The sequence below is a fragment of the Methanophagales archaeon genome (assembly GCA_021159465.1).
Taxonomy (GTDB): Archaea; Halobacteriota; Syntropharchaeia; order Alkanophagales; family Methanospirareceae; genus G60ANME1.
Map to the genome: position 1 here is coordinate 1 of JAGGRR010000015.1, position 17,075 is coordinate 17,075.

Below are 17,075 nucleotides of genomic sequence, written 5' to 3' on the forward strand. Positions count from 1 at the left end.
GCTTAGAAGCCTGTAAACTCCCTTAACGATGCTTTAGCCTTTAATTCGCTTATTACGAAGGTTATATCACCTTCAAAGCAATTAGAAACTTTAGCTTTTAATTTTTTCGGTTTTTATCCGTTGACTTTTAATTATACGCAATTAAAAATTGTCGTTTTAAGTGGCGGTGGTAAAAAATGGTGCTTTGATAGATTGGAGAGTGGTATGATGATCCTTTGTGAATAGTTGGTGGAGGGGATTAATTGTACATGCACCATCGGCGGTGTTTGTGTCTCATCTCCTGTTAAGATTTACCCCCATAAAAAATAATTTTCTTGTTGTAACCCTCTTTACCCATCTACCAATCCCAATCAGCCGAAAAGCTCAGGGGGCAAATATAGAACTGATCCTCTCTACGTTCTTCGTCTTTGCAAATATCGTCACGAGATCATGAGCTTTTATCACAGTATCACCTTTTGGTAATATAATATCCCCATCACGCTCTATTGCCACGATTATACCCTCCTTTATACGCAATTTTGATATCTTCTTCCCCACTACCTTCGATTTATCGGAAACGATAACCTCGAAAATCTCTGCCTTACCACCACTCACAGGCAGAAAATCCTTTATCCGCGGGCGTTTCACCGAGAAATAGAGATGACTGGCAACGGTCATATCTGGATTCTCATACATGAAGATGCCTGCCTCCTTGAACATCTCCACATGCTCCTCCTGATTCACCACCGCAACCGTCTTCTTTGTTCCCATCCCCTTCGCTGTTAATGCCATCATCAGGTTTGCTGCATCATCGGAAGTGGTGGCTATCAGTGCATCTGCCTTACTCGCATCTGCCTGCACCAGAGTTGATCTCTCCGTTGCATCTCCCAGAATCGTAAGAACATCATATTGCGCTGCTATCTCGCGGCAGCGCTTCTCATCCTGGTCTATCACCACAACATCGTTCTTCTCTTTCGTTGCTATCTTTACCAGATTCTTACCTATTCCCCCTAACCCCACTATTATCAGATACATGATCTCGAATCTCCTTCAACTGCTCACTCACCAGCTCCAGACCCGCTGCTATACCATCCCCCATCCGCTCTATCCTCTCGCCACCTCCTCTTGCCATCTTCGCAGTTCCTCCACCACCGCCTCCCAGCACATGACAAACTCGCTTCACTATCATAGCTGCATCCAGATCAAGAGTATCGGGCACAGAGGATACAACAGCTACTCGATTATCTATCCTCGAGAGTAGCAATGTCACAAACCCCTCGGTTGATAACTGCGATGCAATTCTCATCAGCTCCTTCACATCTGCATCTGGTATAATTTCTGCAATTACCCTTCGTCCTATACCTTCTAGCTCCTGTGCCTTGGCTTTCAGAATACTGACATGCAATTCCGCTATCTCTGCTCTCAATCGCTCATTCTCTTTCTTCAACTGCTTCCACTCACCAAAGAACCGTTCCACCGTCTCTGGCAGCCTATCCTCCGGTATCCTGAGCACCGATGCCGATCTCTTTATCAAATCATCCCGTGCCTGTATCTCCATCACTGCTGCTTCGCCTGCGGAATACCATAACCGCTCTATTCCGTCCTGTATCCGTTCTGTACGCAATATCTTTATTGGACCCACCTCACCGGTCTTCGAACAATGAGTACCCGCACATGCCTGCACATCTTCATCCGCACCTATACGCACGATTCGCAGTTCCTTACCCGGAGGCACACCGCCCTGATAGATACGAAAACCGTACCTTCTCTCCGCTTCGTTCCGATCCATAAAAGAAGCGCTTATATCCTCATCACGCATGACCATCTCATTAGCGAGCTTCTCTATTTCCCGCTTCTCTGCATCTGAAATACGTTTGAAATGAGTTATATCAAGTCTGGACCTCAATTCCCCCTTCTGCGCTCCCGCCTGCCACACATGCCTGCCCAGTACCTTCCTCGCTGCCCATATTACTATATGTGTGGCAGAATGGTGTCTTGTATGCGCCATTCTCCGCCTGTAATCTATACTGCCACTTACCTGCTTCCCTCTTTCTATCCCGATCGCATCTGTATCTGTATCTACCTCATGCAATATCACTCCCTCTACATCTCGCACGTCAACAACCTTTAATTCATTGCCAGTACCCGTATCGAGACGGATGACTCCGGTATCAGCAGGCTGACCACCACCTTCTGGATAGAATAGTGTCCTATCCAGCACAATGAACTTATCAAAATAATCCAGCACAGTGGCACTGAAAACCGTTGATTCTGGCTCATCATAGTACAATTGCCTGGTCTTCGGGATTGATTTCGTTCGTTCCTTCAAACTCATCAGCGCCATGTCTTCTTCTTGTCTCTTCGCCTCGCCATGCATTCTCGCAACCCGGGAATAGAAATCCTCAGGTATGTTTATATCTGCAGTTACATTTGTATTTGCATTTGTATTCTGAATCCTGGAAGCAACCTCTCTTGTGAATTCTGGTGGTATACCATACGTATCATACAAATTGATGAGTGTATCAATGGATATCCCTTTGCGCTCCATCATCATCTGTCTTATTAGCCGCTCACCCTTCGATAAGGTCTCTTCGTATCTCCGCTTCTCCAATGCCAGCATCTCATTTATCATATCCACAGATTCCGCCAACTCTGGAAATGACTTCCTTAACATTTTTATGTGAAGCGAAACAAGCTCTTCTAATGGCATATCGCATTGTAACGATTTAAGCATTCTCAATGCCTGTCTTATAACCAGTCTCGCAAGATAACCCTCCTTCGCATTCGATGGCACTATACCATCAGCGAGCATGAAAGCCAAGCACCGCGTGTGGTCTGCAACTGCATAGACCGTCTCCAGTGGCTCAAGGAAATTATCAAAGAAATCATCAGATAGCTGCAGCTTCCGGGCTATCTCTCGCTTATTCATCACACCAGATAATCGTGCTATTTCTATCAACTCGTTGTAATATCTCTCCTTTGGGTGTTCCATCCCAACAGAACCCAGCAGTTCTTCTATCACTTCCGGGAATATCGCATCATACACCGTGGGTGTACCTTTTGATGCCCACACAAATCGTTCCAGTCCATATCCCGTGTCTACTATGTACGTCTCCATCTTCCTGTACCACTGCCCTCCTATAAAGGTATCACCGTTACTGTTATTATTACTGTTACTACGATGATGAACAGCTTCAAGGTCCATGAATACCAGTGTGGCGAGTTCTAGACCTCCTGCTATGACCTCAAGACAGGGTCCTGCATTTCCTCCGCCCACCCACGGCGCTTCCTTATACGTTATTCCCTCTTCTGCTACTCCCAGTTGCTTCAAGAACTCATCACAGTACTGCACAGTCTCGTTCTTCCAGTATATCTCCTTCTCACCGCGTTTATTGAATGCATGATGCCCCATCATCTCGAACATCGTTAGATGTCGTCCACTCTTACCTATCGAGTGCAGGTCCTCAAGCCTGATACACGGCTGTGAGATGACGAGTGGATTTGCTGGTGGAGGAACGCTGCCGGAGGTGATTAACGGCTGGAAGTTGGCAATGGAAGCGATATTGAGGTAAATATCATCTCGCCAGCGTGCTACTACCGGGTACCTCTTCAGTCGTGTATGGTTCCTCAATTCGAAGAACGATAAGAAAGATTCCCGTATCTCTTCTGGACTATGCTCCTTAAATAGAGGCGCACCAATGAACGAGTAGATTTCACATGGTGCATCACCACATGTATCCCTATCTCTGTCCCGTGTCCAGAACCCGGAACCACACTTCTTGCATTCCTTCCTTACAAATCCGTTCTCTTTAAAGTATTTAATATTATACTCATCTTCATGTTCATGTTCACGAGCTACATCTACCCCCTGATCATGATTGTTCATCCTCTGAAAAACACCTCACACCTTTCCTCTTTATCTTTATCTTCTATACTATAATACTTTCTATCGTTCTCCTTTATTATTTATTTTATTAGCTCTCCTTATCCCCCCTTTATCTGACTACCTGGCAGTTATTGCATCACAAAAAGCTTATAAATGTGCTTCAATGCGTTAACCACCCTCATATTCTGCTCCTCTGTACCTACTGTAATCCTGATGAGAGAGTCGCCAGCACCGCGGAAGGAGGAGCAATCCCTGACCACCACCCCTTCACGGAGCAGAGCATCATAAACAGCATGAGATTTCGCAGGAGAGACATCAACGAGTACGAAATTCGCATCCGAGGGGAAAACAGTGAAGAATGGCTGCAGGTGCTCAATCAAGAACTCCCTGCCTTCCCGTATCAGTTTGACTGTGTTGTGCAGGTGCTCTTTATCACGCAGTGCTGCAATCGCGGCTGCAATTGCGATGCTATTAACTGAGAAGGGCATTGCGACACGTTTATAGATACCGGTGAGCCACTTTGGAACCACAGCATAGCCAACTCTGAGACCCGCGAGTGCAAAAGCCTTTGAGAAAGTCCGTAATACCACTATGTTCATATTCTCATCCCCACGCACATGTTTCACCATCGAGAATGAAGAAGGTGCAAATTCCGCATACGCCTCATCTATAATGACCATTGTTTCAGGAACTGCTGCTGCAATTGCATGCACGTCCTCTTCCTTAATACTGTTACCGGTTGGATTGTTCGGGGAAGCGAGGAATATCATCCTTGTTCTATCGTTACATGCTGATATTAGCTCATCCAGCGATATACTGAAGTCCTTCTCTCTTTTTACGTATCTTGGCGTACCTCCCGCTATCTTTATAAGCGATTCATAGAGCGAGAAAGTAGGAATTGGTATTACCCCCTCATCACCTTCTCCCATGAATATCCTCACCAATGTATCAAGAACACCATCTATACCAGCACCTATGACTATTCTATCCTCTTCCACTTCAAGATATGCTGCAATTGCACTCTTAAGTTCCGCTTCGTCACCCTCCCAGGGATACAGGCTAAGGTCCAACTCACCGCTCTCTATCTTCTCTATTATCTCCGTTATTACCTGCCCACTGGTACCCAGAGGATTCTCATTCGAGCTCAGCTTTATCGCCCCTTTTATCAATTCCCCAGGTTTATATTCCTCCAGATCCTTCAATGTGGGTCGAATCCTCATCCTTTCTCCTCGTACCATAACTATAAAATAAAAAATAGAATCACTGATTAAAGCTAATAAAGCAAAGAGAGATAAATGACGGGGGAGAAGAAAAAGACATGTCATGTGGTATATGTGGTAAGCGAGAAGCAACGACAAGGTGCAGTATCTGCGGTATTCCTCTCTGTGAGAGCTGTGCGATAGAGATAAAAATAGAAGATACGCATCCAGCACATCGAATAAAGGGTATTACAACACCCGGAATTACCGGTGAAGCGGTGAAGAAGAAGATTGTATGCCCAAAATGCGTTGTCGATGTGGATATATTTTGAGACCGAGACCATGAACGCCAAACACCGACCTTTTGTATTTATAAATATGGCAATGAGTGTGGATGGTAAAGTGTCATCGGTGAGACGAGAACAGCTCAGGATAAGCGGTGTGGAAGACTTTAATAGGGTTGATTCACTGAGAGCGGGTAGCGATGCAATCATGGTCGGTATAGGCACAGTCCTGGCTGATAATCCTTCACTAACCGTGAAGTCAGAAAAGAGGAGAAACGAACGCAAGAAAATGGGCAAACCCGAAAATCCTATCCGTGTGATCGTGGATAGCAAAGCGAGAACACCGATAGACGCTGAAGTTCTGAACAAAGGTGCAGGCATGCGAATAATTGCAGTCTCAGAACGTGCGATTGTAGAAGATGTGGGGCGATTGGGAGATAAAGCGGAGACGGAGGTCGTGGTCTGTGGCAGGGAAGAAGTGGACCTGAAAGAGCTATTATATCTTTTATGGCTGCGTGGTGTGAACAGATTGATGGTGGAAGGTGGTGGAACGCTCAACTGGTCTCTGCTCTCTCAAAGGCTGGTTGATGAGATTTATATCTATGTAGGCAATGTGGTAATAGGGGGCGAGAGCGCACCAACGCCGGTGGGTGGTGTGGGGTTTGTAAGAGATGAAGAACTGCTAAGGCTGGAGCTTATAAGTGCTGATAAAATGGATGAAGGTGTATTATTAAAATGGCGTGTTCTTAATCATAACCATAAGGAAGACATAATTGTATGAAACTACCAGCCGGGATAAAGGATAATATAAAGGATTTTGCATACATAACGCGGCGAAAACTGAGGGACAACGATGGAGAAGTGAAAGGCGAGGTATTCCTATGGCGCAAGAAGGATGAGAAGGTTTTCAACTACTGGTTGAAGTGCCCCTATTGTGAAACAGAGGAGGAATCAACTGTAACGCTCAGGAGGAGACCTTATAGATTGAAATGTAGCAACTGCGGTAAGAGTATCCTGATAGAGAAGCTTGGACCAAAGTGAAGTGCTGAATATGGATTCAGGAGAACGTTTTCACCAATTTTAGCATCCTCTTCACTGTATATCTCTTTCTCTCCTCCTCACGCTCCTGATAGGTTCTTATCGCCCTGAGCAGGTCTATTCTTCTGAACTCTGGCCAGAAAGGTGCGCAGAAATAAGCTGCGCATTCGTTGCCCAATGCCTGCCATGGCACAAAATTGCTCAACCTCATCTCGCCCCCTGTCCTTATAATCAGGTCCACTGCTGTCTTCACATCCTCCTCTGTACCTGTACCTGTACATGGACTCCCATCCCTCAACTTGCTCTCACTTATATACAAATGCTGTGATATTGTATCCTCATTTATTTCTGATGCGGATAGCAGTCCCTTCTTCACCATGCCCGCAATTATTCGTACTGAATCCAGTATCTCCATCCTGCCACTATAAGCCACTGCTATAAATAACCTGAAATTCCTGTATCGCTCGGTTGCGTGCTCTGCTTTCTTTATCGCTTCTCTCACACTCGCCGGCAGTAAGCTGATATTTCCTATTGCTCTCACCCTTACACCGCGACGGTGTACCCTATCATCCTTACTTATCTTCTCAAACTCGGCACGCATGAGTTCAAATAGCTGCTCCTTCTCCTCTTCCGTACGGCAGAAGTTCTCGATTGAGAAAGCGTATATCGTGAGTTGCTTTATGCCGAGATCAAAACACCACTCAATCATTCGCTCTGTCACTTCAGCGCCATAAAGGTAGCCCTCCTCTGCAGAAACTCCTATCTTCCTCGCAAATCGCCTGTTACCATCCATGATTATAGCCACGTGTTCAGGCAAGCTTCGTTCCAGTATCTCCTCCTCCAACATCCTCTCATATTCGCCATACGCCCTGTCACGGAGCCAATTGCATAGCCTCGCAACTTCTCGCTTCATCTCTATCCCTCTCTACCTTTACCTTTACCTCTACCTTTACCAAAGTCCAGCACTTTTGTCTTCATCTGAGAGAGCTCTACCAGTGTTGCACATCCGACAACGGGACTTATACCTCTCTTCTTCTGATATTGCGTCTGTGACTGCCAGGTTCCTGAATTTATCAGTAGCACATCACGATATCTTGCAATTCCAACTGTATGTGTATGTCCGCAATGGAGTATATCGGGTATGGGGTTTATCACACCATAATCATGCCCATCCGGGATAATGGACACACTGTTACCATATATCGGCGCTATATGCCTCCTCCTTAGCATCTCTACCATCATATCTTCAGGTTTTGAATAATTCAGGCGTGATACAGAGTTAACGAAGTCGTCAAAAGATTGACCGTGATATATCAATACAATTCTGCTACCAATCTTTATGTATGCGGGATTGCTCACGAAGCAGGTATCAGAGGAGAAGAAGCGCTGGAAATCCTCATACAATGGTGGCTGAGGCTCTGCACTCCTTACTGCATCGTGGTTACCCGGTGCAAGCACCACGTGTATACCACCGGGTATGCGCCGAAGACAGCGCGCTGCCGTCTTATACTGCTCCTCTATATCTGCAATTGCCAGATCATTCTCCTGTCCTGGGTATACACCTATCCCGTCCACGATATCACCTGCAACAATCAGATAACCGATGTCTATACCTCTGCTCCTGGCTTCTTCTCTCAGCCAGTCCACAAAGCTATCCCATGCATCTTCCCGGAAAGTATGGCTACCTACATGCATATCGGATATAAACAGCGCATACTCAGGTTCTTCATCTTCGCATGAGGATGCAAGCGGCAAAGAAGACTGCGCTGACGCTGATTTATGGAGCGGGACATCGGGATACACCAGCCTATGGGCAAACAGATAACCGCTCCTGGTTAGAGTACCGGTCACACCTATCACCTCATCAGGAATTACCTCATTATGTGGGGGTATGACCACCGGGATATGCCCTGAAGGGTCTTCTAAATCAACCAGGAGATTGCCCCTCGCTGTTTTGTTCACCGAGGAGACCATGCCCACCACGGAAACATCTTCGTCCGTTCTTGTATTTCTAACAAATCTTATCTGGGAACTATTCATCCTCCTCTTTATTATACCCCCTATCTCCTCGTATCTGCTGATGAAATGCTGTAAGAAATCACCCTGCTGCACACTGTTACCACTATTGGAGAACGATTTAACAATTCCGGGTGGTGCTCGCCTCTGCTTCGGTGCTCGATGCTGTTGCTGTTGCTTGATGAGTTCTGCTATCTTCTCTCCGGAGATGACAAATATGGATGAGGAATCAAGCGATTTAGCCACCCATTCCGCTATCTCGTTGATCCCAACTCCTTGCTCCAATTGATATTGCCTTAATAAATCAATGACATCAGGCTGTACCTGATATCCCAGCTCAGCAAATCGCTTCACTATCTCTAACTCAACCTCAACCCCTACCTCGATCTCTCTGCCCCCGCGCTTTGGACCATCCATCGCTCATTCTTGATAGAATCTCGGATCAGATCCATTCCTTCAACTTCGCTTCGAGATATGGTTTTGGTAAAGCGCCCTGGATAACATCCACCGGCTCGCCGTTCTTAAATATGAACATTGTGGGTATAGCCATGATAGCGAACTCAGCGGCAATCCGTGGATTCTCATCCACATTCAGCTTCCCAAAAACAACCTTACCCGCATATTCACGCGCCAGCTCATCTATTATCGGTGACACCATTCTGCATGGCGCGCACCATGGAGCCCAGCAATCTACCACGACCAGTGGATATTTCCTCACGGTTGGTATAAAACTGCTATCATCCAGGGTCAGGGGGTGGTCAATTAACTCCTTTGACCCCTCACCTTTCTTATTTCCTCTCATTGCACTCATTCTCGCTTCCATTTCACGCATCTTCTTCGCTTTTATCTGCTCTATCTCGAAATCTTTATTGCCACTACCCTCTTCCTTCATCCTGATACCCTCCTTTGTCTTTATGAAACAGCATAAGAAATAGCTTTTATCTATTTAAGTTTTGTTGTTAGATGTTATTGTACCGTATTGTGGTTACCTCTTGCGGTCATTGCTCACATCAAATTAAATGTTGCTACCGCAGGGACCGTACAATACGGCTCTCTGTTGCCCCCCGTTTGCCCATAGTAATCATCCTATCTTACTACTCTTCGAAGAGGGCAATTCTAGTATTCTTCATTATTATAAATAAAATATCACTCCACTATCATTCTCTTCAAATTCCGTACCAGGTCCTCTCTCACCTTCGCTCTCCGATCTCCTCCACAGACCATGCCCCGGACACCTATTATATCGGGTGCTATCTTCTTTATCCTGGGTACATCCTCGAACTTAAGCGAGCCTGCGAGTGCTGTTTCCAGTCCAAGCGCCTTTGATTCTCCAATAAAGCGCCTGAGTTCCTCTTCACTCATGAATTCCAGTGTTGAACGCCCGTCTTTTATACCTGTATCGAGCATTGCCACATCTATATCCACCGCCTCTGCAATCTCAGAGATCTCAAAAGGTGAGATCGAATTTATTCGCTTATAGTCAGAATAGAAAGCAGAAACCACTTTCTTTGTGGATGCGACGTTCTTCACCGCTCTAACCACCCCGGAGAGGAGGTTAATCGCCTCCTGCTTATCTCTTATCCCAAAAAGACCAACCTTTACGTATTCAGCACCTGCAGATGCAGCACCTAATGCAGCTAAAGAAGCAGTTCCTGGTCTATAATCGAAATCCCCTATCGCTGCGCTCACTTCTACCGCTTCACCACACTCACTCATAACCAGCTCCTTTACTGACTTGATAACCCAGGGAAAATTCGCACCCAGAGAACCCTCAGATGGATTCTTCACATCTATTATGTCCGCGTCACCCTGAATCACTGCCTTCGCTTCTTCCAAATCCTTCGGACTTACCAACAATCTCATTTCCTTTCCCTTATTTCTTTAATATCTCCACACCTTCATCATCACCCACATGCACTTCCGAAGCATTGGTAAAGATACCATGCTCAACAGAGCCAACGATCGAAGAGAGAGCCATACTCATCTCCTCTGGATTATTTATAGTCCCCATATCCACATCCAATATCAGGTTCCCTCCTTCTGTGATGAAATAACCGCCTCTATTCCCATCCTGCCTCAGGACGGGAACACCGCCAAGCTGCTTCACCTGTGCCTCGACCACCTTCACTGCGTATGGCAATACCTCCAAAGGAACCGGCTTATTCAAGCGTTTCACCATTTTGCTGTCATCAACGCAGATAACAAACCTCTTCGCCGCGTATGATACTATCTTCTCCTTTGTATGCGAGCCCCAGCCGCCCTTTACCAGGTTTAACTGTAAATCAACCTGGTCCGCACCATCTATGCTGATATCGAGCGAAGGGTGCTCAGAGAGCGTGGTAACGCGAATACCGGATTCTATCGCGACCATCTCGGTTCTGAGCGAAGTAGGGACACCGAGAATCTCAAGCTCCTCTACTTTTACACGCTCTCCCAGCTTCATTATCGCCAGTTCCGCTGTAGAGCCCGTACCAAGACCAACCACCATGCCATCTTTCACCATTGATACAACAGATTCCGCTGCTTTCTCCTTCTTCATGCTCTTATCCACCGTCATCTCTCAATCTGTCTTTTCCATATTAAGTATTTTTCTATTTTTACCTCTTGCCTTTTTGCCTTTTGCAGGTATGGATAGTGATAATAATAATGGAGCGAAGTATATTTTATCTCAGCCCTTTCAGTCTCTCACGCATATTTAGCCAGTGAGAGCCTTTCCAGTATATCCTGCCACAGCTATTACAGACCCAGAACTCCCACTTCCCTATTTTATCTCCTGGAACATAGCTCTTAGCCAGTAGCATAGCCTCTTCCCCGTCCTTCACCTTTCTGAGCTCACCATTGCAGGTGCTGCACCGACGCGGTACGGGTTCAAGATTTATGTCGATTTTATGGTGAAGTAACTCCTTCAACTGTTCCATCACCTCTCCGCCTTTCACATACACATATCGAATACCCCTCCGCTTTGCTTCTCTTATCATATCCCTATCACGTGTGAGCAATATCCGCCCCTCTCGTTCCGCGAATGTGACTATAAATCGGTCTTCATCATCTTTAACATCCAGGTCCGCCGCATATACTGTATCGTAGCCCAGGATACGCAACCACGTGCTCAATTTCCCCAACATTCTATCAGTTACGAATCTCATCCTCTCCCAACACTGGAAAACTGAAAAAGTACCTCATTGATCTTCTTCACCTTTCTACCTTCTATCTCTATCCCCTCTGCTCTCAGTAGCTCTATCTTCTTCGCTATACCCTGACTATAACCCCCTATATCACCGTCACTTCGCACCACCCGATGGCAGGGTATAACCCCCGGGTGGGGATTCTTCGCAAGTGCCTGTCCAACTGCACGGGCGGCATGTACTGAACCCTTTACTTCGTTGGCTATTCTACCGTATGTCGTCACTCTGCCCTTCGGTATCTGCATCACTAACTTCAATACCGCTTCCTGAAATGTCTCACCCTCATCCATTGCAATAGCAATAGCAATAGCAATTAATGCAGGTAAGAGACCGGAATTGTACCATTATGGATGGCAGTAGCAACAAGTACACCCTTTACTCCTATATCCTCCATTTTGTAGAGGTCTTCACAACTTCTCACACCACCACCGCACAGGATATCATGCTCAGAGCATTCTACAGCGCGAGCGAGGAAATCAAAGTCTACGCCTATCCCCGTGCCCACTCTGTCCAGTTCCAGTAAGATAATATCCCGAATTGGATAAGAATTTAACTCCGTTATCAAGCTCAGAGGGTCTATCCTCATTCTCCTATCAGAGGTCTGTACCTCCTTATTGAAGAGGTCTATACTCACAGTCACGGTCACAGGTATAGTTAAGGAGGCTGATGAGGATTTAGAAGCTATTTCACGAATCAAATCCAGTGATGCTGTTTCTGTACCCAGAATGATGCTGTCAGCTATATCAATTATATCTCCGATGTCCGCTATGGATTTTATACCATAATCCAGCGCCATCCACATTGTTCTGTACCTATGTCTCAACTCATCCAGTATCTCCCGGTTGGAACCGTTACCCATCAGCCTGTTCAGGTCGGCGATATAAACAGCAGCAGGTTTTATCTTCTCTATGACTTGCCCGGGCTCCGATGTGCTGACAATCGAACTGAAAAGATGAACCGGCTGATATTTCTCACGTGCCCCCCTCTTTGCATGTACCACCATGCCGTTGAGCAGGTCCATCACGAAAATCAGCCTCATAATATCTGATAGATATCAGAAATCGGTCATCACCCGGTACTGGTCTATCTCCTCCTTCATCAATCTCAGGAATCGCCTCGCTGTACCTTCCACATCCCTTGAATTTGTTATACCACGACCCACAATCAGTATATCTGCACCGCCCTTCAATGCCTCAGGTGCATTCTCCTCCCTTATCCCTCCTGCAACCGCAACCAGAATCCCACCACCTATACGTTTTATCTCCTCTATATTCCCCCACGCATGCTGTTCTCCCAGTTCTTCAACGTCTATCGCACGATGCAGTTCCACAACATCTGGCATTAGTCCTCCTATGCTCAACTCTTTTAGCAGCTCTATCGGACTTCTCACATTCAACATATCCAGGCTGGAGTAAATGCCTGTCTTCTTCGCTTCTTCTATCGCTTTCTCTATTGTCCGAAGCGGTGCCAGACCTGAGATTACTACTGCATCAGCACCAGAGTCCGCAACCATTCTCGCCTCCAGATTACCGGTATCGAGCGTCTTCAAATCGGCAATCACAAACGTCTCGGGCTTTATCTCCTTTATCTTACCCACTATATCCACTCCGTATCGCTTTATCAATGGCGTACCTGCCTCTATAATCAGATGGTCATTCCGTGGCAATGCCTTTATCACCTGCTCCATATGCCCCCAATTTGGTATGTCCAGTGCAACCTGCAGATATGGTGGGTCCCACAACTTCGTCACTTTCATACCCAGGGCAGGATGTCGTGACCTGTCCTTCTCGTACAGCACCTTCTTTACATCCGGGAAGCCGGTCATCGCCCTCTTTATCGCTAATTTCGCTGCCCCATAGTTGAACCGATATATCTTATTATAATCACGCGCCTGGGGATGCACGAACACACTTGCAATCACCACGAGATCCTCCGCTTTCTCCGCCTGTATTATCCCCTCCTCCACCGAATCTGCTACCGCTTTCGCTATTGCACTCTGTGCAGGTCCAAATATCTTATCCGCATCCTTCATGTTCTGCACCGTCACTTTCGGTACGATCAATGTAGGTGGTTTTACTGGTAGATTCGGTCTTATCACTGCGAATACCGGAGTGTGCCCGACAGATAACTGGCTGAGGGCATTTGTGAATGCCATTCCTACAGGTCCATACTTGTCCCCTATCATAAGATCAATGTGAGCAACCTCTGGACCTTCCCCTATCAGTGCCTCCCCAACATACATATCCTTATTCACCTTCTATCTTATCCAGTGCTCTCCTTACTTTTGGTAAGAGCGAGTGTTCCAGTTCAAGCTGATGGAAACCGGGTCTCGGACCTCCTCGCCTCGTGGCACGGCATATTCGCGGGTCACCAATAGGAAAGCCTCGCGGTTTCGAGTAGATACCATTCCTGTCCATCTCTCTCACTTCATCTATTATCTGCTTCAATTCGTCCGCTTCTCCCTCCACTAATGCACCATAACATGTCTCCTTCACCTTGATACTCCTGTTCGAGCCACTAAGTATCGCCAGAATCTTGCCCTTCATTTGCGCCGGTGTTACCTTCGAATCCGGTGAGATCAATATCTCCCTCGTCTCAATACTCATATCCTTCATTTACCCCCTTTATGGGCCCGCGGAGATTTGAACTCCGGACCTCTCGGTTATCAGCCGAGCGCTCCAACCAGCCTAAGCTACGAGCCCATAACATAAGATGTAAAGATATATTCTTTATTCCTTTATTCCTATATCCATTCTATTCATTCTACACTAAAAGTTTTAGTTCCTTTTCTTTGTATAGCTTTATTCCATTATACCTTCATACCAAACTTTTTTCTTTTACCTTCTCTTTTTCATTACTATTGTGCATAATCGGGGGGATATATACATAAAGAGGTACGAACTCGGGCTCGATGTGCTCGTGGCGGTTTGCGATAGCGAGCTGATAGGGAGGCGTTTAGAGGAGGGTGAGCTCAGTCTTGAGGTATCAGAATCCTTTTATAAAGGTGAAGCAGTAACCGAGCGCGAAGTGATTGCGAATCTGAGGCAGGCAACGATTGCGAATCTGGTTGGAGAAAGGGCGGTAAGATGTGCACTTGCCAATTCCTTCATCGAAGAGGCAAATGTGATATTCATCGAAGGTGTACCGCACGCACAGATGGTGCGTATATAAATTTTTTATCTATTCGCTCTTCTCTTCCTTCATCACCGAGAGGAACCGCCTTGATACCGCATCTTCCGCAAGCTGCATTATCGTCTCCTTGTCCTTTACACCCTTGAAGATGCCCAGTGGCAACTGTGCCGCAGCCATCGTAGCATGCCCGCCCGCTGAGCCGATATCCCCGAACGCGCGTACAAAAGCATCTCCTATATTCACCCTTATATCTTTACTCCGCCCTGAAACGCATATCATGTCCTCGCATAGCCCTATCACCACCACCGTTGATATCCCTTCCAGATTGAGCAGATAATCCGCCGCCTGCGGTATGGCGTCGCGATTCGCTACTACCCCCACACTCGTGATCAGATAACTCCCCTTTATCTTCTTATGCTGTATCGCACCCCCCACCACATTCAACATCTCTGTGGACATGGGAGGCGTCTCTATCTGATCTAATAGCTCTTTATCTGCCCTCAAATGCAGGAATGCCGCGGCATAGAAATCTGCCGGGTGTGTCTCTCGCTTAAATCCACTTGTATCTGTCCTTATACCATGTAATAACGCAGTTGCAAGAATTTTGTCTACCGGTATACCCAGCTCACGCAGATACCTCGTCATCATCGTTGATGTTGCACCACTATCTGTCTGTATATCTATGAATTCGGCATGCACTTTACCCTTATCGTTCGCTACATGGTGATCTATGATAATAGACACGTCATTTTTATCGGTTAATGGATTGTTAGCGCCAGGAACAGAGGCGTCAACCAGTGCCAGTTTCTCATAGCTTCGCAAATCATCTTCTCTTTCTATCCTCCGCATCTCTATCCCCAGGATGTTCACAAATGCGCGATTCACGTGGTGTCCTATCTCGCCCCTGTAGAGTATATCCGCTGGTACTCCTACCTGCCTTGCTATCTGCTTGAGTGCGAGTCCGGAAGCTATTGCGTCAGGATCTGGACTGTCATGGACGATAATACCTAACTTACCGTCGGGCTTCTTCTTTATCTCGCCTATTATTTGCGTTAATTTCTTCGCCTTCTTCCTGAACCTCATCCGCTCCAGATAGTCCAGTGCTGTTTTCGCTGTCAGATCTGGTATAGCAAGAATCACATCCACATCCAGCTCCTTCAGTGCCTCTTTATCCCCCGGTTCAATCGCTCGCACTACAAGCTGAGCATCTGGTAACTTCTCCTTTATATTCCTCGCCGCCTTCCTGTTCACCTCGCCATTGCTGCTCATGATAAAGACCACTTCTGGCGTACCCTCGCTTTTTATAACCTCTACCGTATCCGGGTCGCTTATATCCCCCACGAACGCAATGAAGTCCTCTTCTTTCAGCAGTTCCACCTTCTTATCATCTATATCCACAATGACGACATCAATACCACACCGCTTCAATTCCTTTGCCACTGCGTAGCCCATTCGCCCGCAGCCACAGATAACCTGCACTACTTTCCCTCTCTTCTGCTCTGTCCCGCTTACCTCAGTATCTGTATCTCCTGCCATTTGCTTAATGTATTCTTTTAACTAATATACATACTCTCAATGTATCATTTATTACTATTATTAAGATAATGCGGAACAGTGATTGGCGCTCGATATACGAGGAGATACTGAAAGATTTTGGGTTTGATGAAGAGAGAGATAAAGAAGCGATGAGAATAGCATCAGAAATTATGGGTCATAGAGCTATAAATAGCTTGAGGGTACAGAATGAGTTAGAAGAGCGAATAAATGGTAAAGAAGCGATAGTATGTGGTAATGCACCCTGTTTGGAAGATGACATAAAGGCTAAGGGGCTCGAACGCGAACCTTCACAGCGCGGACGCGTTATAATCGCCGCGGACGGTGCCACTTCTGTTCTCGTTCGCGATGCCATATTACCTGATGTCATTGTTAGTGACCTGGATGGATATATCCCTGATATAATATATGCAAACAGACTCAGTTCGATAGTCATTGTGCATGCACATGGTGACAATATAGAGATGTTGAAGAAGGTACTGCCTGCACTGAATGCGAATGTGATATGCACAGCCCAGAGCAGTCCGATAACTCCTCATGGGCACGCCTCCTCAAATATCTTCAACTTCGGGGGATTCACTGATGGTGACCGCTGTGTATTCATTGCGAAGGAGTTTGGTGCGAGGCGGATAGAGCTTTTAGGGTTTGATTTCGAGGATACGCAAGTAACCGAAAGGAAGAGGAAGAAACTGAAGTGGGCAAAACGACTGATAGAAGGGTGCATCCCAGTCCATTAGATAGTTTGATAGTTTGTGTGAGAAAGAGAATGGAGGAGGCGTAAAACGATGTAAGGAAGGAAAAT

19 protein-coding genes and 1 tRNA gene are annotated in these 17,075 nt (G+C 46.3%); 5 read left to right on the forward strand and 15 right to left on the reverse strand.

Translation table 11 applies throughout. The features are described 5' to 3' along the window. Nucleotides 1–363: 363 nt before the first annotated feature. The 3 genes from J7J01_00365 to hisC all read right to left on the reverse strand — a co-directional run bounded on the left by J7J01_00365 (nt 364) and on the right by hisC (nt 5,085). A complete protein-coding gene (locus J7J01_00365) occupies nt 364–1,014 on the reverse strand; it encodes an NAD-binding protein (protein ID MCD6209346.1) in 651 nt (216 codons plus the stop codon). Continuing rightward, nucleotides 977–3,865 (reverse strand): alanine--tRNA ligase, encoded by a 2,889-nt coding sequence (alaS, locus tag J7J01_00370; protein ID MCD6209347.1) that lies wholly within the window; start codon nt 3,863–3,865, stop codon nt 977–979. Before alaS ends, J7J01_00365 begins: the two co-directional genes overlap by 38 nt. 128 nt (nt 3,866–3,993) lie before the next feature. Then, a complete protein-coding gene (gene hisC, locus J7J01_00375; GenBank protein ID MCD6209348.1) occupies nt 3,994–5,085 on the reverse strand; it encodes a histidinol-phosphate transaminase in 1,092 nt (363 codons plus the stop codon). A 98-nt stretch (nt 5,086–5,183) separates the two neighbouring features. Between hisC and J7J01_00380 the strand changes: the two genes are divergently transcribed. Genes J7J01_00380 through J7J01_00390 form a run of 3 tightly spaced genes read left to right on the forward strand, consistent with a single transcriptional unit; the run spans nt 5,184 to nt 6,389 of the window. Then, nucleotides 5,184–5,396, forward strand: coding sequence for a hypothetical protein (locus J7J01_00380; protein MCD6209349.1), 213 nt, complete (start codon nt 5,184–5,186; stop codon nt 5,394–5,396). Continuing rightward, nucleotides 5,380–6,129: a 2,5-diamino-6-(ribosylamino)-4(3H)-pyrimidinone 5'-phosphate reductase gene (locus J7J01_00385; protein MCD6209350.1), complete on the forward strand. Its 750-nt coding sequence runs from the start codon at nt 5,380–5,382 to the stop codon at nt 6,127–6,129. The genes J7J01_00380 and J7J01_00385 overlap by 17 nt, the downstream gene beginning before the upstream one ends. Continuing rightward, nucleotides 6,126–6,389, forward strand: coding sequence for a hypothetical protein (locus tag J7J01_00390; protein MCD6209351.1), 264 nt, complete (start codon nt 6,126–6,128; stop codon nt 6,387–6,389). The genes J7J01_00385 and J7J01_00390 overlap by 4 nt, the downstream gene beginning before the upstream one ends. Before the next feature lie 16 nt (nt 6,390–6,405). Here the strand turns inward: J7J01_00390 and uppS are convergent, their stop codons facing one another. The 11 genes from uppS to J7J01_00445 all read right to left on the reverse strand — a co-directional run bounded on the left by uppS (nt 6,406) and on the right by J7J01_00445 (nt 14,289). Beyond that, nucleotides 6,406–7,299, reverse strand: a complete 894-nt coding sequence (uppS, locus tag J7J01_00395) for a di-trans,poly-cis-decaprenylcistransferase (protein MCD6209352.1) — start codon at nt 7,297–7,299, stop codon at nt 6,406–6,408. 2 nt (nt 7,300–7,301) lie between these two features. Next, nucleotides 7,302–8,819 carry a DNA-directed DNA polymerase II small subunit gene (locus tag J7J01_00400; GenBank protein MCD6209353.1) on the reverse strand — a complete coding sequence of 506 codons (1,518 nt, stop codon included), beginning with the start codon at nt 8,817–8,819 and terminating at the stop codon, nt 7,302–7,304. A 25-nt stretch (nt 8,820–8,844) separates the two neighbouring features. Further along, nucleotides 8,845–9,294 carry a thioredoxin gene (gene trxA, locus J7J01_00405; protein ID MCD6209354.1) on the reverse strand — a complete coding sequence of 150 codons (450 nt, stop codon included), beginning with the start codon at nt 9,292–9,294 and terminating at the stop codon, nt 8,845–8,847. A 254-nt stretch (nt 9,295–9,548) separates the two neighbouring features. Continuing rightward, nucleotides 9,549–10,265: a (5-formylfuran-3-yl)methyl phosphate synthase gene (locus tag J7J01_00410; GenBank protein ID MCD6209355.1), complete on the reverse strand. Its 717-nt coding sequence runs from the start codon at nt 10,263–10,265 to the stop codon at nt 9,549–9,551. 10 nt (nt 10,266–10,275) lie between these two features. Continuing rightward, nucleotides 10,276–10,959, reverse strand: a complete 684-nt coding sequence (rpiA, locus tag J7J01_00415; GenBank protein MCD6209356.1) for a ribose-5-phosphate isomerase RpiA — start codon at nt 10,957–10,959, stop codon at nt 10,276–10,278. Between the two features lie 106 nt (nt 10,960–11,065). Beyond that, complete coding sequence (locus J7J01_00420) at nt 11,066–11,548, reverse strand: Mut7-C RNAse domain-containing protein (GenBank protein ID MCD6209357.1); 483 nt, start codon at nt 11,546–11,548, stop codon at nt 11,066–11,068. Then, on the reverse strand, nt 11,545–11,877 hold the full coding sequence (locus tag J7J01_00425; GenBank protein MCD6209358.1) for an MGMT family protein: 333 nt from the start codon (nt 11,875–11,877) through the stop codon (nt 11,545–11,547). Before J7J01_00425 ends, J7J01_00420 begins: the two co-directional genes overlap by 4 nt. Before the next feature lie 23 nt (nt 11,878–11,900). Further along, entirely contained in the window at nt 11,901–12,626 is a 726-nt protein-coding gene (locus tag J7J01_00430) for a hypothetical protein (protein ID MCD6209359.1), read from the reverse strand. Between the two features lie 15 nt (nt 12,627–12,641). After that, nucleotides 12,642–13,841: a bifunctional 5,6,7,8-tetrahydromethanopterin hydro-lyase/3-hexulose-6-phosphate synthase gene (locus tag J7J01_00435; protein ID MCD6209360.1), complete on the reverse strand. Its 1,200-nt coding sequence runs from the start codon at nt 13,839–13,841 to the stop codon at nt 12,642–12,644. Further along, nucleotides 13,834–14,202, reverse strand: a complete 369-nt coding sequence (locus tag J7J01_00440) for a methanogenesis marker protein 6 (protein ID MCD6209361.1) — start codon at nt 14,200–14,202, stop codon at nt 13,834–13,836. Before J7J01_00440 ends, J7J01_00435 begins: the two co-directional genes overlap by 8 nt. Before the next feature lie 12 nt (nt 14,203–14,214). Next, nucleotides 14,215–14,289: transfer RNA gene (locus J7J01_00445), tRNA-Ile, on the reverse strand. 160 nt (nt 14,290–14,449) lie between these two features. Between J7J01_00445 and J7J01_00450 the strand changes: the two genes are divergently transcribed. Beyond that, entirely contained in the window at nt 14,450–14,758 is a 309-nt protein-coding gene (locus J7J01_00450) for a DUF424 family protein (GenBank protein MCD6209362.1), read from the forward strand. Between the two features lie 9 nt (nt 14,759–14,767). Here the strand turns inward: J7J01_00450 and J7J01_00455 are convergent, their stop codons facing one another. Further along, nucleotides 14,768–16,255: an NAD-binding protein gene (locus J7J01_00455; protein MCD6209363.1), complete on the reverse strand. Its 1,488-nt coding sequence runs from the start codon at nt 16,253–16,255 to the stop codon at nt 14,768–14,770. A gap of 68 nt (nt 16,256–16,323) precedes the next feature. On the opposite strand from J7J01_00455, the gene J7J01_00460 reads away from it, so the two are divergent. Then, nucleotides 16,324–17,010, forward strand: a complete 687-nt coding sequence (locus J7J01_00460; GenBank protein MCD6209364.1) for a DUF115 domain-containing protein — start codon at nt 16,324–16,326, stop codon at nt 17,008–17,010. Nucleotides 17,011–17,075: the final 65 nt, after the last annotated feature.